Raw genomic sequence first — 22805 nt, 5'->3', positions numbered from 1 at the left:
CTCGCCCTGTGCCGGTCAATCAGACTTTCCGCCGCCATGCGCGCATCGGGCACGCTCGTTGCATTGCGGATGAGTTGACAGGAAGCGGCCGCGCCCGTAACGGGTCGCCCGCAGGAAGGCCGTCGGCATCATGATCAAAGAGCGGAACGCAAAATACCGCATCGGGCAGATCGTCCGGCACCGCCACTATCCCTTCCGTGGCGTGGTCTTCGACGTCGACCCGGAATTCGCCAATACCGACGAATGGTGGGAGTCGATCCCGGAGCACATCCGGCCGACCAAGGACCAGCCCTTCTACCACCTGCTCGCCGAGAACGCGGAGACGGAATACGTCGCCTATGTCTCGGAGCAGAATCTGGAGCCCGACACCTCGGGCGAGCCGGTGCGCCATCCCCAGGTCGAGGAGATGCTGACGGCGGACGGCGACGGCGGCTGGCGGATGCGCGGCGAGCGGCTGCAATAGGCAGCACTGCGGGCTGCATGGCAGCCGATAATGGCGACCTCGAAATGAAAACGCCCGGCTTTTGGCCGGGCGTTTCGTTTTCGGCTTATCGCGCGCTCACTGCGCGGGCGCGGGCTGCGCGTTCTTCAGCTTCTCGGCGCCGAGCTTCTCGAGACCGGCCTTGGTCTGCTGCTCGCGCTCGGCGGCCTCGGCCTTGAGCGCCTCCTGGCGGGCCTTGACCTGCTCCTGGATCTTCTTGAGCTGCTCGTCGAACGCCTTCGGATCGGTCGGCTTGCCGTCATAGACCTTGGCGAAGTCGCCAAGGCCGATCGGGTAGGAGATCAGCCGGCCGACGGCATTGGCGACCTGCAGCGTCAGGCCGGGGGCCTTCTTCATGCGGTCGACGAAGCCCTGATCGACCTGGAGATCGCCGCGGCAGACGCGCTCGTCGCACATGACGAAGGTGCCGAGCATGGGCTGCTCGTTGGCAAGCGCGATGCGGAAACCGTTGCGCAGCAGCAGGCCGGTCGGGAAGGCGACGGTGAAGGCCTTCTTCGGGTCGTCCTTCACCTCGAACACACCGAAGCGGACGAGGAACTGCCCGGTGTCGGTGATGATGGTCTGCTCCATCTCGCAGACCTCCTTGCCGATCGACGCCTCCTGGCGGCAGTGCTTGACCCACGGGATCGGGATCGCCGGGATCTGCTGCGGCGCGTTGGCCTGCTGGCCGTTCGCGGCAGGCTGCTGGCCATTCGCGGCAGGCTTGGCAGCAGGCTTGGCCTGCGCGTTCGCCGCCGGTTTGGCCGGCTGCGACTGGGCCATCGCGGCGGATCCGGCCATGGCGAGCGCCAGAGCGGCTGCGGCGAAGCTGCGCGCGAGAGTGGAGCGTATGATCATATCGAGTTCCTGTCGTGCGAACCGCAACGTAAGCGAGCTAGCGGACGCCTCGGCGCCATATCGGGAATGAGGGGCTGTCTCCCGTTCAAATGAGGCGACAGAGTGACCCTCAGGAATTTCGGTGTCCTGTTCATGCTACATACACTGGCGTGTGCGCGAGCCGAATCTTTGACCAGGGGGCCGAGGCGTGACCGATATCACCCGGCGCGCTTTCGCGCGCAATGTCTTAATCGCGGGCGGCGGCGCCATGTGCGGGGCGGCACTTGGCTACCCGCTTGTACCGGCGGCAAGAGCGCAGGGCAACCTGGCACAGGGCAACCCGGCGCCGGATGGCGTGCCCGTGCACGGCATCGCCATGCATGGCGACCCGCTCTACCCGGCGGATTTCACCCATTACAGGAGCGTCAATCCCAATGCTCCCAGGGGCGGTCGGCTGGTGCAGGGGGCGGTCGGCGCCTTCGACAGCCTCAACCCCTTCATCGTGCGCGGCACCGCCCCGCCCTTCGTGCGCTGGAACATCGTCGAGAGCCTGATGGCGCGCTCGCCCGACGAGGCCTTCACCTGCTACGCGCTGCTCGCCCGCAGCGTCGCGACGGACGATGCGCGCTCTTATGTCGCCTTCGAGATCGACGAGCGCGCCCGCTTCTCCGACGGACGCCCGGTGACGGCGGAAGACGTGCTGTTCTCCTATGAGCTGCTGCGCCTGAAGGGCAGGCCGAATCACCGCACCTATTACGGCAAGGTGGCGAAGGCGGAGGTGACCGGGCCGCTGTCGATCCGCTTCACCTTCGGCGTGGTCGACCGCGAACTGCCGCTGATCCTGGCGCTGATGCCGGTGCTGGCGCGCCATGCGATCAATCCGAAGACCTTCGAGGAGACCACCTTCACCGCCCCGCTCGGCAGCGGACCCTATGTGCAGGCGGAGGTGAAGCCGGGCGAGAGCGTGGTCCTCACGCGCAACGCCGACTATTGGGGCCGCGACCTGCCGGTCAATCGCGGGAATTTCAATTTCGATAGCCTTCGCTACGACTTCTACCGGGATATTAATGCGCAGTTCGAAGCCTTCAAGCGCGGACTCTACGACATACGCTTCGAGACCGACCCCGGCCGCTGGAAGACTGGCTACGACTTCCCCGCCGTGCGCGACGGGCGCATCGTCACCGAGGAGATCGAGACCGGCATGCCGAAGCCCTATTCGGCGCTGATCTTCAACATGCGCCGCGACCTGTTCGCCGATGTGCGGGTGCGCCAGGCCATGGTCGAGCTGTTCGACTTCGAATGGGCCAATGACAACCTCTATTTCGGCCTCTACCGGCGCAATGGCAGCTTCTATGACGGCTCCGAGCTCTCCGCGCTCGGCCGGCCGGCGGAGGCGCGCGAGCAGGAGCTGCTCAAGCCCTTCCCCGACGACGTGCTGCCGGCGGTGATGGACGGCACCTGGCGTCCGCCGCGCTCGGACGGCTCGGGCCGCGACCGCGAGCGGCTGCGCAAGGCGCTCGACCTGTTCGCGCAGGCGGGCTGGGAATTGAAGGGCGGCGCGCTGGTCTCCAAGGCCACCGGCAAGCCCTTCGCGCCGGAGCTGATCGTCGGCAGCAAGGACCAGGAGCGCCTCTCCCTCGCCTATCAGAACATGCTGCGGCGGGCCGGGGTGACGCTGAACATCCGGCTCGTCGACAACGTCCAGTTCGAGGCGCGCAAGCAGACCTACGACTACGACATGGTGCCCTATATCTGGGACCAGTCGCTCTCGCCCGGCAACGAGCAGGCCTTCTATTTCGGCTCGGGCGCGGCCGACACGCCGGGCACGCGCAACTTCATGGGGCTGAAGAGCAAGGCGGCGGACGCGATGATCGAGGCGCTGCTCGCGGCGCGCGAGCGGAGCGACTTCGTCTCGGCCGTGCGGGCGCTCGACCGGGTGCTGATGTCCGCGCGCTTCTCGGTGCCGCTGTTCTACACGCCCGGCCAGTGGGTGGCGCGCTGGCGCAAGGTCGAGCGGCCGGAACAGGTGTCGCTATCCGGCACACTGGCGGAGAGTTGGTGGCAGGCGCCGGGCGCGCCCTGACGGTTTACCGGCATGCCCGGCGGCCACAGCGGGCGGAATCTGCCGCGCGGATCAAGGAAGCTCTGGACAGCGCCGCCGGAACACGGTCCTTAGGGGAAGGCGCCGCATGGTCGAGATAGCGGCGCCGCCGTCGATGTGCTGGAGCCGGGTCATGCGTTACGCCGCCGTTCTTTCCGCCGCCGTCCTGATGCTCGGGGCGTTCCCTGCCGCCGCACAGCAGTCGATCACGGTGCGTCCGCAGCCGCGGGCCGGCGCGAATGGCGGGCTGGAGATCACCATCCCGCCGATCAATAACCCGAACTATCTCGACTACGGCCCGCTGCGCGACCATCCCGGCGCCGACCACAGCCAGGACTACATGAACCAGGCCGGCGGCGACTCGATGGGCGATTCCGGTCCCGGTTCGGACAACTATGCCGACCTGCTGCCCGACAGCGACGGCGCCTATGACGGCCCGATCCCCGGCACGCCGTTCTGAGGTGACGGGCGGGCGGCCTATGCCGCCTTCGCCCCCTGCTCGGCGATCTTCGCCAGCTGGCGCAGGATGCCGGCGCTGCCCTTGAGCCGGGCATTGGCGTTCGGCCAATCCTCGGAGAACACCACCTTGCCGTCCGGGCGCATCTTCGCCACCACATGCGGCTTGCCGACATAGGCGATAAAGCCGGCGGGGTTGGGGAAGCGCCCGTCGCGGAAGGTGAGCACCGCGCCGCGCGGGCCGGCATCGACCTTCTCGACATTGGCGCGGCGGCACAGCGCCTTGATGGCGACGAGCTTCAACAACTGCTCGACTTCCTCGGGGAGCGGGCCGAAGCGGTCGACGAGCTCGGCGCCGATGGCCTCGATCTCGGCATCGGTCTCAAGGTCCGCGAGGCGGCGATAGAGCGTCAGCCGCACATGCAGGTCGGCGACGTAATCCTCGGGGATCAGCACCGGCATGCCGATGGAAATCTGCGGCGACCACTTGTCGGCGACCGGCGCGGTGATGCCGGCCTTGAGGTTGGCGATCGCCTCCTCCAGCATCTCCTGATAGAGCTCGTAGCCGACTTCCTTGATGTGGCCGGACTGCTCGTCGCCCAGCAGATTGCCGGCGCCGCGTATGTCGAGGTCGTGGCTGGCGAGCTGGAAGCCGGCGCCGAGCGTGTCGAGCGATTGCAGAACCTTCAGCCGGCGCTCGGCCTGCGCCGTCACCTGCTTCTCCGCCGGCAAAGTGAAGATCGCATAGGCGCGGGTCTTCGACCGGCCGACGCGCCCGCGCAGCTGGTAGAGCTGGGCGAGGCCGAACATGTCGGCGCGGTGGATGATCAGCGTGTTGGCGGTCGGGATGTCGAGCCCGGATTCGACGATGGTGGTCGACAGCAGCACGTCGAACTGCCCGTCATAGAAGGCGGACATGATCTCTTCGAGCTGCGTCGCCGCCATCTGGCCATGCGCCACCGCGACCTTCACCTCCGGCACCTGCCGGTCGAGGAAGTCCTTCACCTCGGCGAGGTCCTCGATGCGCGGGCAGACATAGAAGCTCTGCCCGCCGCGGTAGCGCTCGCGCAGCAGCGCCTCGCGCACGATCAGCGGATCGAACGGCGTCACGAAGCTGCGCACCGCCAGGCGATCCACCGGCGGCGACGCGATGATGGAGAGCTCGCGCACGCCGGTCATTGCGAGCTGCAAGGTGCGGGGAATGGGCGTGGCCGTCAGCGTCAGCACATGCACGTCGGCCCGGAGCTGCTTCAGCTTCTCCTTGTGGGCGACGCCGAAATGCTGCTCCTCGTCGACGATGACGAGGCCGAGATCCTTGAAGGAGATGGTCTTGCCGAGCAGTGCATGGGTGCCGACGACGATGTCGACCGTGCCGTCGGCGAGGCCCTTCCTGGTCTCGGACATATCCTTGGACGAGACGAGGCGCGAGGCCTGCCGCACCACGACCGGCAGCCCCTTGAAGCGCTCGGAGAAGGTCTTGAAGTGCTGGCGTGCCAGCAGCGTGGTCGGCACCACCACCGCCACCTGCTTGCCGTCGAGCGCCACGGCGAAGGCGGCGCGCAGCGCCACCTCGGTCTTGCCGAAGCCGACGTCGCCGCACACCAGCCGGTCCATCGGGTGGCCGGAGCCGAGATCGTCGAACACCGACTCGATGGCGGCGTCCTGGTCCTCGGTCTCCTCATAGGGGAAGCGGGCGCGGAACTCGTCATAAAGGCCCGCCGCGGGCACAAGGCGCGGCGCCTCGTGCAGCTGGCGCTGCGCCGCCACCTTGATCAGCTCGGCCGCCATCTCGCGGATGCGGCTCTTCATCCGCGCCTTGCGCGCCTGCCAGCCGCCACCGCCCAGCCGGTCGAGCTGCGCCTCGGTGTCTTCCGAGCCGTAGCGCGAGAGCAGTTCGAGGTTCTCCACCGGCAGGAAGAGCTTGGAGCCTTCCGCGTAATGGATTTCGAGGCAGTCGTGCGGCGCACCCATCGCCTCGATGGTCTTCAGGCCGATGAAGCGGCCGATGCCGTGGTCGACATGCACCACAAGGTCGCCGGCGGTGAGCGAGGTGAGTTCGGCGATGACGTCCTGCGGCCGGCGCGCCTTGCGTTTGGGGCGCACGAGGCGGTCGCCGAGGATGTCCTGCTCGCCGATGAGGGCGAGGGCGTCGGTCTCGAAGCCGCTTTCGATACCAAGCACGGCGAGGCCGATGGTGCCCTTCGGGAGAGCCTCCGCCGCATCGCGCGAGCCGATGGTCTGCGTGCCCTTCAGCCCATGATCGGACAGCACCGTGGCAAGGCGGTCGCGCGAGCCATCGGACCACGCGGCCAGGATCGTGCGCTTCTTCTTGGCGAGGTCGCGCAGATATTCGGCGGCGATGTCGAACAGCGGTGCCTCTGGATCGGCGCGCTCCGGCGCGAAGGACCGCGCCGCGTGGCCGTCGAGGTCGATGACGTCCTTCGATTCCGGCAGGGCGAAGCCGGACAGCGCGATGTTCGCCGCCTCGCCGCGCCGGCGCTCCCATTCCTCGGCGGTGAGGTACAGCCTCTCGGGCGGCAGCGGCTTGTAGGGCGCGCCGCCGCCATGCTCCATGCCGTGCTTGCGGGCGTCGTAATAGTCGGCGATCTGGTCGAGCCGCGAAGCCGCCGCCTCCCCGCCCTGCGCTTCCATGAAGATGGGCGAGCCGGGGGCGTAGTCGAACAGCGTGTCGAGCCCGTCATGGAACAGCGGCAGCCAGTGCTCCATGCCGGGATAGCGCCGCCCCTCGCTCACCGCCTCATAGAGCAGGTCGCCACGCTGGGCGGCGCCGAAGGCGGCGACATAGGCCATGCGGAAGCGGCGCATGGTCTCGGTGGTGAGCTGGAACTCGCTCATCGGCACGAGGTCGAGCGAGCGCATCTGCATCGCCGTGCGCTGCGTCTCGGGATCGAAGGAGCGGATCGATTCCAACGTGTCGCCGAAGAAGTCGAGCCGCACCGGCGCCGGCAGGCCCGGCGGGAACAGGTCGACGATGCCGCCGCGCACCGCATATTCGCCGGTGTCGCGCACGGTGGAGGTGCGCAGATAGCCGTTGATCTCCGCCCAGGCCACCACCTCGTCGAGCGAGAGCGCGTTGCCCGGCGCGGCCGAGAAGGACTGCGTCGCCACGAGGTCGCGCCGCGGCACGCGCTGAAGCGCGGCGTTCACCGTGGTCAGCACGATGGAGCCGCCCTCGCGGCCCTTCACCCGCGCGAGGCGGGCGAGCGTCGTCATGCGGCGGGCGACGATGTCGCCATGCGGCGAGGCGCGGTCATAGGGCAGGCAGTCCCACGCCGGGAAGGACAGCACCTCGACGCCGGGCGCGAAGAAAGGCAGCGCGCGCTCCAGCTCCGCCATGCGCTCGGCGTCGCGGCAGATGACGAACAGCGTCGGCCATGCCGCGTCGTCCTGCGCCGCGAGGGCGCGCGCGAGGTCGGCGATGACCAGCCCCTCCATGCCGCCGGGGACATTGGCGAGGGTCAGCGTGCGGCCCGGCGCGAGGCGCGAGGTGATGGGGATAAGCGGGGTCTTCATAGATCGGGAACGCCCTCGCCCGACATCTGGAACTGCCGGAAGCGGTGAAAGATCGGTGTGTCGTATTCCGGCGCCGGAATGCCGCTGGCGAGCCAGCCGAACAGATCCGGGTCCTCCACCTCGATGAGCTGCTCGAAATCGGCCACGTCCTCGTCCGACATGTCGGCGATCAGCTTGTCGGCGAAACGGCCCATCAACAGGTCCATCTCGCGCGTGCCGCGATGCCAGGAGCGGTAGAGGATGCGGCGGCGACGGGCATCGAGGCCGGCGCTCGAACGGGTGGTTCCGGTCATATGGGTCCTGTGCGCCGATGGCTCAAGGCGTGGAAGGCGGTGTGTTTAGCGCGGCAAGCGGCCGATGTCAGGTAGGCGAAGGTCGGCGTCTCGGAAAGAGCTGCGCCGTCATGGCTACATTGCGCGCGGCCCCGCCTTCGTCCACCTTCGCGCCATCATGCTGCGGCCCGACCTGCTCAATCCCTATTTCGCCTCGATCACCGGCCTTCCGGGCATCGGCCCGAAGCTGGCGAAGCCGTTCAACCGGCTGCTCGGCCGAGAGGGCGAGGCGCGGGTGCTCGACCTGCTGATGCACCTGCCCGCCTCCACCATCGACCGGCGGGCGCGCCCGACCTTGTCGCAGGTGGTGCCCGACACGGTAGTGACGCTGGAGATCGTCGTCGACCGGCATGTGCCGACGCCGCGCGGCTCGCGCGCGCCCTACCGCGTCTATGCGCATGACGAGACCGGCGACATCATGCTCGCTTATTTCAAGGCCGATCGCAGCTGGATGGAGCGCCTGCTGCCCGTCGGCGAGACGCGGTGGATATCCGGCACCGTCACGCTCTATGACGGCATGGCGCAGATGACGCATCCCGACCGCGTGGTCGATGCGGCCGGGCTCGCAAAGTTGCCGCCGATCGAGCCCGTCTATCCGCTGGTGGAGGGCCTCGGCCACGGCCATGTGCGGCGCGCCGTCGAGGCGGCCCTCGCCCAGACCGCCGAGCTGCCGGAATGGCAAGGCGAGGCGCCCGGCATCGGCTTCCACGCCGCTTTGCGCAAGGTGCACCAGCCGCAGGATACGCTCGACGCCAGCCCCGCCGGCCCGGCATGGCGGCGGCTCGCCTATGACGAATTGCTGGCCGGCCAGCTGGCGCTCGCTCTGGTGCGGGCGCGCACGACCAAGCAGGTCGGGCGGCCGAGCGTGGGCGACGGGTCGCTGTCGCGCCGCATCGAGGCCGCCCTGCCCTTTTCGCTCACCGGCTCGCAGGTGGAGGCGCTGAAGGCGATCCGTGCGGATATCGCCTCGCAGGACCGCATGCTGCGGCTGCTGCAGGGCGATGTCGGCTCCGGCAAGACGGTGGTCGCCCTGCTGGCGGCGGCGAGCGTGATCGAGACCGGGCGGCAGGCGGCGCTGATGGCGCCGACCGAGATCCTCGCCCGCCAGCACATGAAGACCATCGAGCCGCTGGCGCAGGCCGCCGGATTGCGGCTGGCTCTGCTCACCGGCCGCGAGAAGGGGCGCGCCCGCGAGGCCCTTCTGACCGCCCTCGCCAATGGCGAGATCGACCTCGTCATCGGCACCCACGCGCTGTTCCAGGAAGGTGTCGCCTTCCGCGACCTTGCGCTCGCCATCGTCGACGAGCAGCACCGCTTCGGCGTGCACCAGCGCCTCGCGCTCGCCGCCAAGGGCGAGGCGGTCGACGTGCTGGTGATGACCGCGACGCCCATTCCCCGCACGCTGGTGCTGACCTATTTCGGCGACATGGACTCCAGCGAGCTGCGCGAGAAGCCGGCCGGCCGCAAGCCGATCGACACCCGCGCCATCCCCCTCGACCGCATCGACGAGGTGGTGGCGAGCCTTGGCCGCGCACTGGCCGAGGGACGGCGCGCCTACTGGATCTGCCCGCTGGTCGAGGAATCGGAGAATTCCGACCTCGCCGCCGCCGAGGCCCGCGCGGGCGAATTGCGGGCCTGGTTCGGCAACCGCGTCGGCCTCGTCCACGGCAAGATGAAGGGCGCGGAGAAGGACGCCGCCATGGCCGCCTTCGCCGCCGGCGAGACGCAGATATTGGTGGCGACCACGGTGGTGGAGGTCGGCGTCGACGTGCCGGAGGCGAGCATCATCGTCATCGAGCACGCCGAGCGCTTCGGCCTCGCCCAGCTGCACCAGCTGCGCGGGCGCGTCGGGCGGGGCGATGCCGCCTCGACCTGCCTGCTGCTCTACCGCCGCCCGCTCGGCGAGATCGCCCGCCAGCGGATCGAGGCCTTGCGGGAGTCGGAGGACGGCTTCTTCCTCGCCGAGCAGGATCTGAAGCTGCGCGGCGAGGGCGACGTGCTGGGCACGCGGCAGAGCGGCTTTCCCGGCTTTCGCCTTGCACGGCTTGAGGTTCATGGCGATCTTCTGGAACGTGCGCGGCGGGAGGCGACAGCAACAGTTAAGAACGATTCTGATCTCATCGGGCCAAACGGCCCTTCCCTGCGTCTGCTCTTGCACATTTTTGAACGCGATGTCGCAGTGAAGCTCCTAAACGCCGGATGAATATTATATGAGTATGGTCGAACGACTTGACCGAGCGATCCTGCTGGCCGCGATGACCGAACGACCGTCGAAGCTATATTCCGTTACGGCACCGGGGCGCTGGCTGATGTTTGCGCTGGCCTGGGTGTGCGTGGCGCTCGGCGTCGTCGGCATCGTCACCCCGGTGATGCCGGGAACGGTGTTCCTCATCCTCGCCGCCTGGCTGTTCGCCCGCTCCTCGCCGCGCTTCGAGAACTGGCTGCTGACCCATCCGCGGCTCGGCCCGTCGGTGGTAGCGTGGCGCGAGAACGGCGCCATCCCGCGCTGGGCGCAGCTGGTCGCCACGGGCAGCATGGCCGGCAGCTTCGTGCTGCTGGTCGTCATCGGCCTCTCGACGCCGGTGCTGGCGATCATCGGCACGATCTTCGTCGGCGTCTCCGCCTATATGCTCACCCGGCCGACCGAGTGATGGACAAGCCGGTCGGGCTCATCCTCGCCGGCGGCCTGTCGCGGCGCATGGGCGGCGGCGACAAGGCACTGCGCGCCCTCGGCGGCGAGGCCATCCTCGCGCGCATCGTGCGGCGGATCGGGCCGCAGGTGAGCATGCTGCTGCTCAACGCCAACGGCCCGGCGGAACGCTTCGGCGTGGAGTTGCCGGTGGTGCCGGACAGCCTGCCCGACACGCCGGGGCCGCTGGCCGGCATCCTCGCCGGGCTCGACCATGTGGCGGCGGCTTTCCCCGGCGCTCGATACCTGCTCACCGTGCCGGCCGACTGCCCCTTCCTGCCGGCCGACCTCGCCACCCGCCTCGGCGAAGCTGCGGAGAGGGCGGGCGCCGCCTATGCCGCCTCCGGAGGGCGGACGCATCCGGTGGTCGGGCTGTGGCCGGTGGCAGCACGCGACGAGCTGCGCCGGCTGCTGGCGGACGGTGAGCGCCGCGTCGACCGCTGGACCGAACGTGTCGGCGCCGTCGCGGTCGAATGGCCGGCCGAGCCCTTCGATCCGTTCTTCAACGTCAACACGCCGGACGACCTCGCCGAGGCCGAGCGCCTCCTCGCGGCCTATCCGGCGCTCTGATCCGCACTGGGCCGCCAGCCGATGCCGTCGATCGGCGCCGCGTGCTGGTCGACGAAATCGGCGACCGCCTCGACATCGTCGAGATCCAGCACCGGCAGCGGCGCATCGGCCAGCGGCGCATCCGAGGCGATGGCGACGATGTAGGGGTCCTCCGGGTGCAGGAAGGGCTTGCCCACCTCGGCGCGATGGATCTCGATCTTGGGATGGTGGTCGCGCTTGAAGCCCTCGACCAGCACCAGGTCCACCGGCGCCAGATGCGCGAGCAATTCCGGCAGGTCCGGCTCCGGCGCGCCGCGCAATTCGTGCATCAGCGCCCAGCGATTGGCGGAGGAAACCAGGACCTCGGTGGCGCCGACCACGCGGTGCGTGTGCGAATCCTTGCCCGGCTGGTCGACATCGAAATTGTGATGCGCGTGCTTGATGGTGGAGACGCGATGGCCGCGCCCGACCAGTACCGGGATCAGCCGCGCCAGCAGCGTGGTCTTGCCCGCACCGCTCCATCCCGCAAAGCCGATCAGCCGCATCTTCGTCTCCCTCTGTTCACGCCCGGCACTTCGCCCTTCGGCGCTGCGCCGCCGGCTGTCAAGGCAGCCGAAGCGGCTTTGCGCTTGCCCGCCGGCCGGCTTCATCCTACGCGAAGGCGAGGAGTTGTCCGATGGATGAACGCACCGTGCCGCTGCGGCTCGACCTGAGGGGGCTGAAATGCCCCCTGCCGGCGCTGCATGCCCGCCGGGCGCTGGAGCGCGCCGCGCCGGGCGCGGCCATCATCGTCGAGTGCACCGACCCGATGGCGGTGATCGACATCCCCCACATGGTGCGGCAGGACGGTCATCTGCTCGACGGGCAGGAGACGGAGGGCGACGTGCTGGTCTTCCGCCTGCGCAAGGCGGGCTAGTGAGGATACCAGCCTAGCTGGCGGGCAACGCGCATCCCTTGATAAGCTTGGCTATTGCCGCTTTCGAGCCGCGCACATTGAATTTCGTCTCGTGGTAGTTCTTTCCTAAGCTGGTGAGAACAACGGATACGGACGATTTCGCATCCCTCACCGACTCGTAAAAATCAACATCCACATCCGCGATGACGGCGAGCTTTCCATCAGCATCGTCGATGCTGGCATCAAAGGAACGTATCTCACCTTTGTCTATTCGCACACGAAGTTTCGGTTCGAGAGCGTTCATCGGCTCGACAATGTTGTCATCGGAAATTCGCTCGGGAGTCAGAAACACGATTTCTGTCGAATCCTTACGGCACCGAAGACCGAATGCGTATTTTCCCGCTGCTGTGACTGCGAGATGCAGCGGATCATCGTCAAATTCACCACCGTCGCTTTGGTAGACCCATTGCGCCGCCGCCGGAGCCGATAACGCAAGTAGCAAGACAACAGCGAAAACCGACCTCAGCATTCAAGCCTCCCCGCAAGCTGTGCCACAATACCACCAGCCGGGGGAGGTTTGTAGGACGTCCCTCAAACATCCTTCCAGTCGAAGGGGAGCGGCGCCTCGCGGAAGGCGAAGCGGTCGAGATGGCGTGCCACCACGTCCTTCATCCGCTCCAACGTCTCGGCATCGCTCGCTTGGATGCACACGTCGAGCGCCTCCGGCCCGGCGTCCATGGTCGCCATCGCGCCGTCCGGCAGCTTCACGGTGCCATGCTCGGGCGTGAAGGATACCTCGAGCTTGTGCGCCCAATGCTTGCAGAGCTGCTGCAGATAGCGGCTGGCATGGGCGGTCGGGACAAGGGCGCTGGTGGCGGGCATGAATATCCTCACAGATCGAGGCGCGGCGGCGCGACGCCGGCGTCTTGATACCGGCATGTCGGCCATGGATAAAGCGGACGCGCCGCAACTGGCGGCTTTGTTACGTCTCGGGGGAAGGGAATGAAACTGCCGCGCCGCCTGATCGTGCTGTCGCCTCTTCTTCTCCCGGCGGGTCTGGCCCTCGCCAACACGGCACACCAGCCGCTGCATGGCCGGCCAGCGCCCGCCCTGCCCTCGCGCGCGGACACCCATGTCTATCTGATCCGCGGCCTGTTCGGCGTGTTCTCGCTCGGCCTCGACGATCTGATGAAGGAGCTGGTCGCGCAGGGCTACCATTCGGAGATCTATGGCTGGGACGAGGCGCAGAAGGTGATCGACCTGATCAACCAGCGCGCCGAGGGCGGCCACACCGGCCCGGTGGTGCTTATCGGCCATTCGCTCGGCGCCAATGCCGTGATCTCGGTGGCGACGAGCATTCAACAGCAGAACATTCCGGTCGATCTCGGCGTCACCTTCGACGCCACCGACCCCGGGCAGGTGCCCGCGAACGTCGCCGTGTTCATCAATTTCTGGGCGCAGGACGGCTTCGGCGTGCCGGTAAGCGCGGTGCCCGGCTATGCCGGCGACCTCCAGAATGTCGATCTCTCCGACCAGCCCGGCATCGACCACACCACCATCGATGCGATGGAGCCGTTCCACCAGGAAGTGATCACGCGGCTGGAAAGCATGACCAGCAAGTGAGGCGGCGACCGCCGGTGGTCACACCGTCAGACGACGCGAAAGACGAAGAGCACGAGGAAGGCGACGAAGACGAGCAGCGCCGCCTTGAACAGAAGCGATCCTTCCCCCATTGCGAGATCTCCCGGTTCGACCTCCCGCAGCCTTGATTCTAGTGGAGATGCCGCAAGGGTCAACCTCGCCATTATTGGTCGGCATTATAATACGGAAGACATCACAAGCGAGTGGGAAGTATATAGCACGAATTTAATCAAGAAATCGTACGGTATGGGACTTCGAACATCGAGGCTGCGTCGCCGGGCGCAATCCGGTTCCGATACCGGCGTACCGGCTCGCCGTTCCCGCGCCTTCGTTAGCCGGCCGCGGCAAATTGAGACTCGACACGTTCAGGCGCGGACGTGAATATAATTAAAATAGAATTATCGCGGAGATGAGTCGTGTTGGAGCTGAAAGGCGCCTTCATCGCCATCGTGCTGGGTCTGATGGCCAGGTTTGAAGGTCAGAATCGTTTTTCCCCGTCGAGAGGGACGGAAGACGATTATCTTCATGCGGCGGCGGAGAGCGCCTTGGAGACCTTGCGTAAGGGACATGTGCGCCTCGCCGAGGGCATCTTGTCGAACGCCTTGCGCGAATACCGCGCCCGGCGCGGCTAGACCTGCGCGGCATCTGCGGCGCCTCCCGCAACCACGGGGCAAGCCGAAGATCACTGCTGTTCGGGAAGTGGTGAGCCCGCTGGGACTCGAACCCAGGACCCCATGATTAAAAGTCACGTGCTCTACCGGCTGAGCTACGGGCTCCCACGGTGAGGGGGCTTAAGGGTTTCGCCCGCCGAAGGCAAGCCGCCCGTCCCGATCGCCCACGACCTTGCGAAGATGGCAACTTGGCAGCGGTGAGTGTTTTCTGATTGCATTCCCGCAAGACCGCCCTGTCGATCATACCGCTTCCGATGCAGCGGCGACGACCCTAACTTTGCGCCATCCCATTTGGCGGGGCCGAGGACCGGCCCGGCGAACCGATCCAGGAGTTGGTGACATGGCCAAAGTTCTTGTTCTCTACTACTCGTCCTACGGCCACATCGAGGCCATGGCCGAGGCCGTCGCCGAGGGCGCCCGCGAGGCAGGGGCCGAGGTGACGATCAAGCGCGTGCCGGAGACCGCGCCGCTCGAAGTGGCGCAGAAGGCCGGCTTCAAGCTCGACCAGAAGGCGCCGGTGGCGACCGTCGACGAGTTGAAGGACTATGACGCAATCATCTTCGGCTCGGGCACCCGCTTCGGCAACGTGACCTCGCAGCTCCGCAGCTTCATGGACCAGACCGGCGGCCTCTGGTTCACCGGCGCGCTGGTCGGCAAGGTCGGCTCGGTGTTCACCTCGTCGGCCACCCAGCATGGCGGGCAGGAATCGACTATCCTCAGCTTCATCCCGACCCTGCTGCATCACGGCATGGTGGTGGTCGGCCTGCCCTATGCCTTCCAGGGCCAGACCGGCCTCGACGAGATCAAGGGGGGCTCGCCCTATGGCGCCTCGACGATCACCGGCGGCGACGGTGCCCGCTTCCCCTCGGCGGTGGAGCTTGAGGGCGCCCGTTACCAGGGCCGCCACGTGGCCGGCATCGCCGCCAAGCTGCACGGGTGAGTGCATCCCGTTCCTGTGCAACGTCATCCTGAGGTGCCCGGCGCAAGCCGGGCCTCGAAGGATGTTATCCGGGCGCGCGAGGCGAGCATCCTTCGAGGCTCGCTTCGCTCGCACCTCAGGATGACGGTCTGCTCTTCGTGAGGGTAGTCACCGAGCCGGAATGTCCCCGCGCGCCCAGCCTTCCTTCACCTCGGCCTTGAACGCCTTGAACCGGCCCTCGGCGATGGCGGCGCGGATGCCGGCCATCAGGTGCTGGTAATAGGCGAGGTTCACCCAGGTCAGCAGCATCGAGCCGAGCATCTCGTCGCAGCGGACGAGGTGGTGGAGATAGGCGCGGCTGTAGTCGCGCGCCGCCGGGCAGTCGCTCTCCTCGTCCAGCGGGCGCGGGTCGTCGGCGTGGCGGGCATTCTTCAGATTGATGCGGCCGAAGCGGGTGAAGGCCAGCGCGTGCCGGCCGGAGCGGGTCGGCATCACGCAGTCGAACATGTCGACGCCGCGCGCCACGCTTTCGATAATGTCGTCGGGCGTGCCGACGCCCATCAGGTAGCGCGGCCGGTCCGTCGGCAGGATCGGGTTCACCACCTCCAGCATCCGCAGCATCACCTCCTGCGGCTCGCCGACCGCGAGGCCGCCGATGGAGTAGCCGGGAAAGCCGATGTCGACGAGCCCGCGGGCGGATTCCTCGCGCAGCTCCGGGGCGTCGCCGCCCTGCACGATGCCGAACAGCGCCCTGCCCTTCGGCTGTAATTCAAACGCCTTCTTGGAGCGCTCGGCCCAGCGCAGCGACAGGCGCAGCGCGCGGGCGATCTCCTCGCCGCTCGCCGGTAGGCGCACGCATTCGTCGAGCTGCATCTGGATGTCGGAGCCGAGCAGGCCCTGTATCTCCACCGAGCGCTCGGGGGTGAGCTCGTAATAGGTGCCGTCGATATGCGAGCGGAAGGTGACGCCCTTCTCGGTCATCTTGCGCAGCGCCGCCAGCGACATGACCTGGAAGCCGCCGGAATCGGTGAGGATCGGGTGCGGCCAGCGCATGAACTCGTGCAGCCCGCCGAGCGCGGCGACGCGCTCCGCGCCGGGGCGCAGCATCAAATGATAGGTGTTGCCAAGCAGGATGTCGGCGCCGAGCGCGCGCACCTGTTCCGGGTACATGCCCTTCACCGTCGCGGCGGTGCCGACCGGCATGAAGGCCGGCGTGCGGATGACGCCGCGCGGGGTGACGACCTCGCCGAGGCGGGCGGCGCCGTCGGTAGCGTGCAGGCGGTAGCGGAATTCGTCGGCGAGCGGCTGGTGCATCATGCGCTGGCTTTTGGCAGCAAAAGGCAGGCGTCGCCATAGGAATAGAAGCGGTAGCCGCTCGCGATCGCATGGGCATAGGCGCGCTTCTGCACCTCGTGGCCGATGAAGGCCGCCACCAGCATCACCAGCGTCGAGCGCGGCAGATGGAAGTTGGTGAGCATGCCGTCGATGAAGCGGAAGCGGTAGCCGGGCGTGATGAAGATGTCGGTCTCGCCGCGCCAGGCGTCGAGCCGGCCGCCTTCCGAGGCGGCGCTCTCGATGAGGCGCGTCGCCGTGGTGCCGATGGTGATCACCCGCCCCCCGCGCGCCTTCACTGCGTTGAGTGCAACCGCGGTCTCGGCGGAGACCTCGCCCCATTCGGCGTGCATGCGGTGGCCGGTGGTGTCGTCCGCCTTCACCGGCAGGAAGGTGCCGGCGCCGACATGCAGGGTGACGCGATGGGTCTCGACGCCGCGCTCTTCCAGCCGGGCGATCAGCTCCGGCGTGAAGTGCAGCCCGGCGGTTGGCGCGGCGACCGAGCCCTCATGGGCGGCGAACATGGTCTGGTAGTCGGCGCGGTCCTGCGCATCGTCCGGCCGCTTGGCGGCGATGTAGGGCGGCAGCGGGATATGGCCGACGGCGGCGATGGCCTCGTCCAGCGCGGCGCCGGCGAGATCGAAGCGCAGCTCGATCTCGCCGGCCTCGCCCTTGCCCTCCACCGTGGCGTCGAGCGTGCCGAGCAGGCAGGCATTGCCCTCGCCACCGAAGGCGATGCGGTCGCCCGGCGCGAGGCGCTTGGCGGGGCGCGCCAGCGCCAGCCAGCGGTCGGGCGCGACGCGCTTGTGCAGCATGGCCTCGACCCGCACGCCTTCGCCCTGCGAAGTCTCGCGGCGGCGGATGCCGTCGAGCCGCGCCGGCACGACGCGGGTGTCGTTCACCACCAGCGCGTCACCGGGCTGGAGAAGGTTCGCCAGGTCATGGACATGCGCGTCCGCCAGCTCCGGCGTCGCACCGGGCCGCACGACGAGCATGCGCGCGGCATCGCGCGGCGAGACGGGACGCAGCGCGATCCGCTCGGGCGGCAGATCGAAATCGAACAGGTCGACACGCATGGGCTTCGAAACGTCGTCCTAGAAACAGCGATCCCGGCTCGCGCGGGCGCGGCCGGGATGACGCCTTGTCTTATATGGGCGCGATCAGGCGGAGACGGACGCCTTGACGATCTTGTCCGGGTTCATCACCGGCTCGCCGCGCTTGATCTTGTCGACGTTCTCCATGCCCTCGATGACCTCGCCCCAGACGGTGTACTGGCCGTCGAGGAAGGAGGCGTCGGCAAAGCAGATGAAGAACTGGCTGTCGCCCGAATCCGGGTGCTGGGCACGGGCCATGGAGACCGTGCCGCGCACATGCCGGCCCTTGTTGAACTCGGCCTTCAGCTTCTGGCCGGAGCCGCCGCGGCCGGTGCCGGTCGGATCGCCGGTCTGGGCCATGAAGCCCTCGATGACGCGGTGGAACGGCACGCCGTCATAGAAGCCTTCCTTGGCGAGCTCGCTGATGCGGGCGACATGGCCCGGCGCGAGGTCGGGGCGCAGGCGGATCTTGACCGGCCCCTGCGTGGTCTCGAGCAGCAGCGTGGTCTCGGCGGTGTCGGTCATTTCACTCTCCTTGAAAAATGCTTCTAGCGCGCCGCGCCATCACTTCACGTCGGCGGCGACCTTCATCGAAACGATCTTGTCCGGGTTCGCCACCGGCTCGCCGCGCTTGATCTTGTCGACGTTCTCCATGCCGGAGACGACCTGGCCGATCACCGTGTACTGGCCGTTCAGGAACGAGGCGTCGCCGAAGGTGATGAAGAACTGCGAATTGGCGCTGTTCGGGCTGGAGGCGCGGGCCATGCCCACCGTGCCGCGCGTAAAGGGCACGTTGGAGAACTCGGCCGGCAGGTTGGGGTAGCGCGAGCCGCCGGTGCCGTTGCCGTACTGGCCGTCGCCGGTCTGCGCCATGAAGCCTTCGATCACGCGGTGGAACGGCACGTTGTCGTAATAGCCTTCGCGCGCCAGGGTCTTGATGCGCTCGGCGTGCTGGGGCGCGAGGTCGGCGCGCAGCACGAACACCACCGGACCCTTGGTGGTCTGCATGATGATGGTGTTCTGCCGGTCGACATTCGGCGGCAGCTTCACGCTCTGCGCCGCGGCGGGCAGCACGAGCGCGCAGACGATGGCGAAGGCGGCGGTTAGGCTGCGGATCATGGATGGGAACTCCGTTGAGCGAGGCGGAACGGGCGCGAATTCTAGCCGGTGCGGCCGAACCGGGCCTTGAGCCGGACCAGCACGGCCGGCGGCACGAAGGCGGACACGTCACCGCCCATGGCGGCGATTTGCCTGACCAGAGTGGCGGTGATGGGGCGGGCGATGGGGGAGGCCGGCAGGAAAACCGTCTGCACGCGCGGCTTCAGCACCGCGTTCATGCCGGCCATCTGCATCTCGTAGTCGAGATCGGTGCCGTCGCGCAGGCCGCGGATCAGCAGCTGCGCGCCTTCCGCCTCGGCGGCGTCCACCACGAGATTGTCGAAGGTGATGCAGTCGAGGCTCGCGCCCTCGGCGGCGACGATCGGCTCGAACACCTCATGCAGCATCTCCAGCCGCTCGCTCGCGGTGAACAGCGGCGACTTGCCGGGATGGATGCCGACGCCGACGATCAGCTTGTCCACCAGCCGCGCCGCCGCGCGGGCGACCTCGGCATGGCCGTTGGTCGGCGGATCGAACGAGCCGGGATAGAAGGCGATGCGCTTGGCGCTCATGCAGGGCCTCTCGGTGCGGGGCAAGCGTTAGCTGTCTCCCGCCTGCGACGCAAGCGAGACGGGCGGCAGGCTCACCGCTCGCCGCGGCCGATCCATTTGGTGACGGAAGGCGGCCGGTAGCCGCGCAGCAGCGCCAGCAGTTTTTCCGGGTCGTCGGCGACGAGCAGCATGTCGCGATGCGCCGGTCGCATGAAGCCCTCCTCCACCACATGGTCGACGAAGGCGAGGAGGCGCTCGTAATAGCCGTCGATGTCGAAGAGGGCGCAGGGCTTCTCGTGGCTGCCGAGCTGCGCCCAGGTCCACACCTCGAACAGTTCCTCCAGCGTGCCGATGCCGCCCGGCAGCGCGACGAAGCCGTCGGCGAGCTCGGCCATCAGCGCCTTGCGCTCATGCATGGAGCCGACGATGCGCAGGTCTCCCAGCCCCTTATGCGCCACCTCGCGCTCGAGGATGCCGCGCGGGATGACGCCGATGACCTCGCCGCCGGCGGCGAGCGCGGCATCGGCCAGCGCGCCCATCAGGCCGACCGAGGCGCCGCCATAGACGAGGCCGATCCCCTCGCGCGCCAGCCGGGTGCCGAAGGCGACCGCGGCTTCCCTGTATTCGGGCCGGTTGCCGGCATTGGAGCCGAGAAACACGCAGATGCGGCGCATGGCTTTCCTCCCTGGCGGGTCTCAGAGACGGAAACGGCGCCATGCGGCGCCGCTCCCTCGATGATGGACCTTACGGAACGGCGGCGGCTCAGTCCGCCGCTTCCTCGCCGAGCCCTTCCTCGCCTTCTTCCTCGCTGACGCGCTCGACCGAGACCACCTTCTCGTCCTCGGCGGTGTTGAAGACGATGACGCCCTGGCTGCCGCGCCCGACGATGCGGATGCCGTTGACCGGGCAGCGGATGAGCTGGCCGCCATCGGTCACCAGCATGATCTGGTCGGCTTCCTCGACGGGGAAGGAGGCGATCAGCGGGCCGTTGCGCTCGTTCACCGCCATGGCGACGATGCCCTTACCGCCGCGCCGCGTGGTGCGGTACTCGAAAGACGATGTGCGCTTGCCGAAGCCGTTCTCCGACAGGGTGAGGATGAACTGCTCGTTGGCGCTCATCTCCACATAGCGCGCCTGGTCGATGTCGGCGGGGGCGGCGACCGCCTCCTCCGCATCGGCGTCGGCCACCGTCTCCGGCTCCTCGGCGCCGTTCTCCAGCCCGGCCTGCGAGCGGCGCACGGCATTGGCGAGCTTGATATAGGCAGCGCGCTCCTCGGCGGTGGCGTCGACATGGCGGATGATCGCCATCGAGATCAGCCGGTCGCCCTCCTCCAGCTGGATGCCGCGCACGCCCATCGAGTCGCGGCCCTTGAACACCCGCACCTCGGGGACGGGGAAGCGGATGCACTGGCCCTTGGCACTGGTGAGCAGGACGTCGTCCTGCTCGGTGCAGAGGTCGACGTCGGCGATCGCCTCGCCTTCCTCCAGCTTCATGGCGATCTTGCCGTTGCGGTTCACATTGGTGAAGTCCGACAGCTCGTTGCGCCGCACCGTGCCGCCGGTGGTGGAGAACATGATCTGTAGCCGGCTCCACGTCTCCTCGTCGGGCAGCGCCATAATCGAGGTGATGCGCTCGCCCTCGGTCAGCGGCAGGATGTTCACCAGCGCCTTGCCGCGGGCCTGGGGCGCGGATAGCGGCAGGCGCCAGACCTTCAGCTTGTAGACCTGGCCCTTGGAGGAGAAGAACAGCACCGGCGCATGCGTCGAGGCGACGAAGATGCGGGTGACGAAATCCTCGTCGCGCGTCTGCATGGCCGAGCGGCCCTTGCCGCCGCGCCGCTGCGACCGGTAGGTCGAGAGCGGCACGCGTTTGATGTAGCCGGCATGCGAGACGGTGACGACCATGTCCTCGCGGGCGATGAGGTCCTCGTCCTCGAAATCACCTTCCGCGTCGGTGATCTCGGTCTTCCGCGGCGTTCCGAATTCCGCTTTCACGGCAAGGAGTTCGTCCTTGACGATGGTGCGGATGCGCTCACGGCTGGCGAGGATGTCGAGATAGTCGCGGATCTCCACCGCGATCTTGTCGAGCTCGTCGGCGACCTCGTCGCGGCCGAGTGCCGTGAGGCGCTGCAGGCGCAGGTCGAGGATGGCGCGGGCCTGCTCGGCCGAGAGCCGGTAGGTGCCGTCCTCCGCCAGCTTGTGGCGGGGGTCGTCGATCAGCGCGATAAGCGGCGCCACGTCCATCGCCGGCCAGTCGCGCGTCATCAGCGCCTCGCGGGCGGTGGCCGGATCGGGCGAGCGGCGGATGGTGGCGATAACCTCGTCGATATTGGCGACGGCGATGGCGAGGCCGACCAACACATGCGCGCGGTCGCGCGCCTTGCGCAGCAGGAATTTGGTGCGCCGGCTAACTACCTCCTCGCGGAAGGCGACGAAGGCGGTGAGCAGGTCGTGCAGCGTCATCAGCGCCGGCTTGCCGCCGTTCAGCGCCACCATGTTGGCGCCGAAGGATGTCTGCAGCGCGCTCATGCGGTAGAGGTTGTTCAGGACGACGTCGGCCTGGGCGTCGCGCTTGATCTCGAACACCACGCGCAGGCCTTCGCGCGAAGATTCGTCGCGGATCTCGGCGATGCCTTCCAGCCGCTTGTCGCGCACCAGTTCGGCGATGCGCTCGATCATCGTCGCCTTGTTCACCTGATAGGGGATCTCGGTGACGATGATGGCGTCGCGGTCCTTGCGCAGCTCTTCGATGGTGGCGCGCGAGCGCATCACGATGGAGCCGCGCCCGGTCAGGTAGGCCTGGCGGATGCCGCTGCGCCCGAGGATGAGCGCGCCGGTGGGGAAGTCCGGGCCATGGATATAGTCGAGCAGCTTCTCGATATCGAGGTCGGGTTCGTCGATCAGCGCGACGCAGGCATCCACCACTTCGCCGAGATTGTGCGGCGGGATGTTGGTCGCCATGCCCACGGCGATGCCGCCGGCGCCGTTGACCAGCAGGTTCGGGAAGCGCGCGGGGAGCACGGTCGGCTCCTGCTCGCGGCCGTCGTAATTGTCCTGGAAGTCGACCGTGTCCTTGTCGAGGTCGTCGAGCAGGTTCATCGCCGGCTTGGCGAGGCGCACCTCGGTGTAGCGCTCGGCCGCCGGCGGGTCGCCGTCGATGGAGCCGAAATTGCCCTGCCCGTCGATCAGCGGCAGGCGCATGGAGAAGTCCTGCGCCAGGCGCACCAGCGCGTCATAGATCGCCTGGTTGCCGTGCGGATGGTACTTGCCCATCGTGTCGCCGGTGACGCGGGCGGACTTGTTGTAGGGCCGCTCGGGAACGTAGTTGTTCTCGCGCATCGAGAACAGGATGCGGCGATGCACCGGCTTCAGGCCGTCGCGCACGTCGGGAAGCGCACGCGAGACGATGACGCTCATCGCGTAATCGAGATAGGAACGCGACAATTCGTCGGTGATCGAGACGGGCCGGATATCCGAAGGACCACCGTCCTCCGGCTTCAACGTATCGGAATCGGACAAGGAAGCGTCTTTCCGTGGTTGCGGAACAGGTGTCCCTGTGTAGCCGATTCCGGCGGCGGGCGCCAGCCGAGAGGCGTTTTTGACGACCTTAAAACGCCTTTGAATT

At 67.7% G+C, this 22805-nt stretch carries 23 protein-coding genes and 1 tRNA gene; 10 read left to right on the top strand and 14 right to left on the bottom strand.

Annotated elements, in window-relative coordinates; all coding sequences use genetic code 11:
- Window positions 1–130: 130 nt before the first annotated feature.
- On the top strand, window positions 131–463 hold the full coding sequence (hspQ, locus tag SNOV_RS08505; RefSeq protein WP_013166509.1) for a heat shock protein HspQ: 333 nt from the start codon (window positions 131–133) through the stop codon (window positions 461–463).
- Window positions 464–559: 96 nt separating this feature from the next.
- Here the strand turns inward: hspQ and SNOV_RS08500 are convergent, their stop codons facing one another.
- Window positions 560–1339, bottom strand: a complete 780-nt coding sequence (locus SNOV_RS08500) for an invasion associated locus B family protein (RefSeq protein WP_013166508.1) — start codon at window positions 1337–1339, stop codon at window positions 560–562.
- A 355-nt stretch (window positions 1340–1694) separates the two neighbouring features.
- Between SNOV_RS08500 and SNOV_RS08495 the strand changes: the two genes are divergently transcribed.
- Window positions 1695–3401, top strand: a complete 1707-nt coding sequence (locus SNOV_RS08495; RefSeq protein WP_041783081.1) for an extracellular solute-binding protein — start codon at window positions 1695–1697, stop codon at window positions 3399–3401.
- 151 nt (window positions 3402–3552) lie between these two features.
- Complete coding sequence (locus SNOV_RS08490) at window positions 3553–3879, top strand: hypothetical protein (protein ID WP_013166506.1); 327 nt, start codon at window positions 3553–3555, stop codon at window positions 3877–3879.
- A gap of 17 nt (window positions 3880–3896) precedes the next feature.
- Here the strand turns inward: SNOV_RS08490 and mfd are convergent, their stop codons facing one another.
- Both mfd and SNOV_RS08480 read right to left on the bottom strand, forming a co-directional pair.
- On the bottom strand, window positions 3897–7409 hold the full coding sequence (gene mfd / locus SNOV_RS08485; RefSeq protein ID WP_013166505.1) for a transcription-repair coupling factor: 3513 nt from the start codon (window positions 7407–7409) through the stop codon (window positions 3897–3899).
- Entirely contained in the window at window positions 7406–7702 is a 297-nt protein-coding gene (locus tag SNOV_RS08480) for a succinate dehydrogenase assembly factor 2 (protein ID WP_013166504.1), read from the bottom strand. Before SNOV_RS08480 ends, mfd begins: the two co-directional genes overlap by 4 nt.
- 157 nt (window positions 7703–7859) lie before the next feature.
- On the opposite strand from SNOV_RS08480, the gene recG reads away from it, so the two are divergent.
- From recG to mobA, 3 genes are all read left to right on the top strand, one after another.
- Window positions 7860–9944, top strand: coding sequence for an ATP-dependent DNA helicase RecG (recG, locus tag SNOV_RS08475; protein ID WP_013166503.1), 2085 nt, complete (start codon window positions 7860–7862; stop codon window positions 9942–9944).
- Window positions 9945–10050: 106 nt separating this feature from the next.
- A complete protein-coding gene (locus SNOV_RS08470) occupies window positions 10051–10392 on the top strand; it encodes a YbaN family protein (protein ID WP_041783076.1) in 342 nt (113 codons plus the stop codon).
- Window positions 10392–11000, top strand: coding sequence for a molybdenum cofactor guanylyltransferase MobA (gene mobA / locus SNOV_RS08465; protein WP_013166501.1), 609 nt, complete (start codon window positions 10392–10394; stop codon window positions 10998–11000). Before SNOV_RS08470 ends, mobA begins: the two co-directional genes overlap by 1 nt.
- On the opposite strand, the gene mobB is transcribed toward mobA, so the two are convergent.
- The gene (gene mobB / locus SNOV_RS08460; RefSeq protein ID WP_013166500.1) at window positions 10985–11524 is read right to left on the bottom strand and encodes a molybdopterin-guanine dinucleotide biosynthesis protein B; all 540 of its coding nucleotides are present in this window, start codon (window positions 11522–11524) and stop codon (window positions 10985–10987) included. The two genes, mobA and mobB, sit on opposite strands and share 16 nt — an antisense overlap.
- Before the next feature lie 131 nt (window positions 11525–11655).
- Between mobB and SNOV_RS08455 the strand changes: the two genes are divergently transcribed.
- The gene (locus SNOV_RS08455) at window positions 11656–11895 is read left to right on the top strand and encodes a sulfurtransferase TusA family protein (protein WP_013166499.1); all 240 of its coding nucleotides are present in this window, start codon (window positions 11656–11658) and stop codon (window positions 11893–11895) included.
- A gap of 13 nt (window positions 11896–11908) precedes the next feature.
- Here the strand turns inward: SNOV_RS08455 and SNOV_RS23410 are convergent, their stop codons facing one another.
- Together SNOV_RS23410 and SNOV_RS08450 are read right to left on the bottom strand one after the other, a co-directional pair.
- On the bottom strand, window positions 11909–12403 hold the full coding sequence (locus SNOV_RS23410; RefSeq protein WP_144295965.1) for a hypothetical protein: 495 nt from the start codon (window positions 12401–12403) through the stop codon (window positions 11909–11911).
- A gap of 62 nt (window positions 12404–12465) precedes the next feature.
- On the bottom strand, window positions 12466–12756 hold the full coding sequence (locus tag SNOV_RS08450; RefSeq protein WP_013166498.1) for a DUF2218 domain-containing protein: 291 nt from the start codon (window positions 12754–12756) through the stop codon (window positions 12466–12468).
- Window positions 12757–12876: 120 nt separating this feature from the next.
- Here SNOV_RS08450 and SNOV_RS08445 point away from each other — a divergent pair, with 120 nt between their 5' ends.
- Together SNOV_RS08445 and SNOV_RS08440 are read left to right on the top strand one after the other, a co-directional pair.
- Window positions 12877–13497 (top strand): alpha/beta hydrolase, encoded by a 621-nt coding sequence (locus SNOV_RS08445; protein ID WP_013166497.1) that lies wholly within the window; start codon window positions 12877–12879, stop codon window positions 13495–13497.
- 434 nt (window positions 13498–13931) lie between these two features.
- Entirely contained in the window at window positions 13932–14147 is a 216-nt protein-coding gene (locus SNOV_RS08440; RefSeq protein WP_013166496.1) for a hypothetical protein, read from the top strand.
- Between the two features lie 68 nt (window positions 14148–14215).
- Here SNOV_RS08440 and SNOV_RS08435 read toward each other — a convergent pair.
- Window positions 14216–14291, bottom strand: a tRNA-Lys gene (locus SNOV_RS08435).
- Between the two features lie 235 nt (window positions 14292–14526).
- Here SNOV_RS08435 and wrbA point away from each other — a divergent pair.
- Entirely contained in the window at window positions 14527–15126 is a 600-nt protein-coding gene (wrbA, locus tag SNOV_RS08430; RefSeq protein WP_013166495.1) for an NAD(P)H:quinone oxidoreductase, read from the top strand.
- A gap of 147 nt (window positions 15127–15273) precedes the next feature.
- On the opposite strand, the gene tgt is transcribed toward wrbA, so the two are convergent.
- The 7 genes from tgt to gyrA form a co-directional block, all read right to left on the bottom strand.
- Window positions 15274–16422: a tRNA guanosine(34) transglycosylase Tgt gene (gene tgt, locus SNOV_RS08425; protein ID WP_013166494.1), complete on the bottom strand. Its 1149-nt coding sequence runs from the start codon at window positions 16420–16422 to the stop codon at window positions 15274–15276.
- On the bottom strand, window positions 16419–17513 hold the full coding sequence (gene queA, locus SNOV_RS08420) for a tRNA preQ1(34) S-adenosylmethionine ribosyltransferase-isomerase QueA (RefSeq protein WP_013166493.1): 1095 nt from the start codon (window positions 17511–17513) through the stop codon (window positions 16419–16421). Before queA ends, tgt begins: the two co-directional genes overlap by 4 nt.
- Window positions 17514–17597: 84 nt before the next feature.
- Window positions 17598–18056: a peptidylprolyl isomerase gene (locus SNOV_RS08415; RefSeq protein ID WP_013166492.1), complete on the bottom strand. Its 459-nt coding sequence runs from the start codon at window positions 18054–18056 to the stop codon at window positions 17598–17600.
- Window positions 18057–18095: 39 nt separating this feature from the next.
- Window positions 18096–18650, bottom strand: a complete 555-nt coding sequence (locus SNOV_RS08410; protein ID WP_013166491.1) for a peptidylprolyl isomerase — start codon at window positions 18648–18650, stop codon at window positions 18096–18098.
- Window positions 18651–18691: 41 nt separating this feature from the next.
- A complete protein-coding gene (gene coaD / locus SNOV_RS08405) occupies window positions 18692–19201 on the bottom strand; it encodes a pantetheine-phosphate adenylyltransferase (protein ID WP_013166490.1) in 510 nt (169 codons plus the stop codon).
- A gap of 71 nt (window positions 19202–19272) precedes the next feature.
- On the bottom strand, window positions 19273–19854 hold the full coding sequence (locus SNOV_RS08400; RefSeq protein WP_013166489.1) for an LOG family protein: 582 nt from the start codon (window positions 19852–19854) through the stop codon (window positions 19273–19275).
- 88 nt (window positions 19855–19942) lie between these two features.
- Window positions 19943–22699, bottom strand: a complete 2757-nt coding sequence (gene gyrA / locus SNOV_RS08395; protein WP_013166488.1) for a DNA gyrase subunit A — start codon at window positions 22697–22699, stop codon at window positions 19943–19945.
- Window positions 22700–22805 lie beyond the last annotated feature (106 nt).

The organism is Ancylobacter novellus DSM 506 (assembly GCF_000092925.1).
GTDB classification, from domain to species: domain Bacteria; phylum Pseudomonadota; class Alphaproteobacteria; order Rhizobiales; family Xanthobacteraceae; genus Ancylobacter; species Ancylobacter novellus.
Note: the sequence above shows the minus strand (reverse complement) of the source record. Positions and strands in the feature narration are given on the sequence as shown.

What these genes read in the sequence shown, in the direction of transcription:
- hspQ (WP_013166509.1), top strand. Translation starts at nt 131, where the DNA reads ATGATCAAAGAGCGGAACGCAAAATACCGCATCGGGCAGATCGTCCGG.
- SNOV_RS08500 (WP_013166508.1), bottom strand. Translation starts at nt 1,339, where the DNA reads ATGATCATACGCTCCACTCTCGCGCGCAGCTTCGCCGCAGCCGCTCTG.
- SNOV_RS08495 (WP_041783081.1), top strand. Translation starts at nt 1,695, where the DNA reads ATGCATGGCGACCCGCTCTACCCGGCGGATTTCACCCATTACAGGAGC.
- SNOV_RS08490 (WP_013166506.1), top strand. Translation starts at nt 3,553, where the DNA reads ATGCGTTACGCCGCCGTTCTTTCCGCCGCCGTCCTGATGCTCGGGGCG.
- mfd (WP_013166505.1), bottom strand. Translation starts at nt 7,409, where the DNA reads ATGAAGACCCCGCTTATCCCCATCACCTCGCGCCTCGCGCCGGGCCGC.
- SNOV_RS08480 (WP_013166504.1), bottom strand. Translation starts at nt 7,702, where the DNA reads ATGACCGGAACCACCCGTTCGAGCGCCGGCCTCGATGCCCGTCGCCGC.
- recG (WP_013166503.1), top strand. Translation starts at nt 7,860, where the DNA reads ATGCTGCGGCCCGACCTGCTCAATCCCTATTTCGCCTCGATCACCGGC.
- SNOV_RS08470 (WP_041783076.1), top strand. Translation starts at nt 10,051, where the DNA reads ATGTTTGCGCTGGCCTGGGTGTGCGTGGCGCTCGGCGTCGTCGGCATC.
- mobA (WP_013166501.1), top strand. Translation starts at nt 10,392, where the DNA reads ATGGACAAGCCGGTCGGGCTCATCCTCGCCGGCGGCCTGTCGCGGCGC.
- mobB (WP_013166500.1), bottom strand. Translation starts at nt 11,524, where the DNA reads ATGCGGCTGATCGGCTTTGCGGGATGGAGCGGTGCGGGCAAGACCACG.
- SNOV_RS08455 (WP_013166499.1), top strand. Translation starts at nt 11,656, where the DNA reads ATGGATGAACGCACCGTGCCGCTGCGGCTCGACCTGAGGGGGCTGAAA.
- SNOV_RS23410 (WP_144295965.1), bottom strand. Translation starts at nt 12,403, where the DNA reads ATGCTGAGGTCGGTTTTCGCTGTTGTCTTGCTACTTGCGTTATCGGCT.
- SNOV_RS08450 (WP_013166498.1), bottom strand. Translation starts at nt 12,756, where the DNA reads ATGCCCGCCACCAGCGCCCTTGTCCCGACCGCCCATGCCAGCCGCTAT.
- SNOV_RS08445 (WP_013166497.1), top strand. Translation starts at nt 12,877, where the DNA reads ATGAAACTGCCGCGCCGCCTGATCGTGCTGTCGCCTCTTCTTCTCCCG.
- wrbA (WP_013166495.1), top strand. Translation starts at nt 14,527, where the DNA reads ATGGCCAAAGTTCTTGTTCTCTACTACTCGTCCTACGGCCACATCGAG.
- tgt (WP_013166494.1), bottom strand. Translation starts at nt 16,422, where the DNA reads ATGATGCACCAGCCGCTCGCCGACGAATTCCGCTACCGCCTGCACGCT.
- queA (WP_013166493.1), bottom strand. Translation starts at nt 17,513, where the DNA reads ATGCGTGTCGACCTGTTCGATTTCGATCTGCCGCCCGAGCGGATCGCG.
- SNOV_RS08415 (WP_013166492.1), bottom strand. Translation starts at nt 18,056, where the DNA reads ATGACCGACACCGCCGAGACCACGCTGCTGCTCGAGACCACGCAGGGG.
- SNOV_RS08410 (WP_013166491.1), bottom strand. Translation starts at nt 18,650, where the DNA reads ATGATCCGCAGCCTAACCGCCGCCTTCGCCATCGTCTGCGCGCTCGTG.
- coaD (WP_013166490.1), bottom strand. Translation starts at nt 19,201, where the DNA reads ATGAGCGCCAAGCGCATCGCCTTCTATCCCGGCTCGTTCGATCCGCCG.
- SNOV_RS08400 (WP_013166489.1), bottom strand. Translation starts at nt 19,854, where the DNA reads ATGCGCCGCATCTGCGTGTTTCTCGGCTCCAATGCCGGCAACCGGCCC.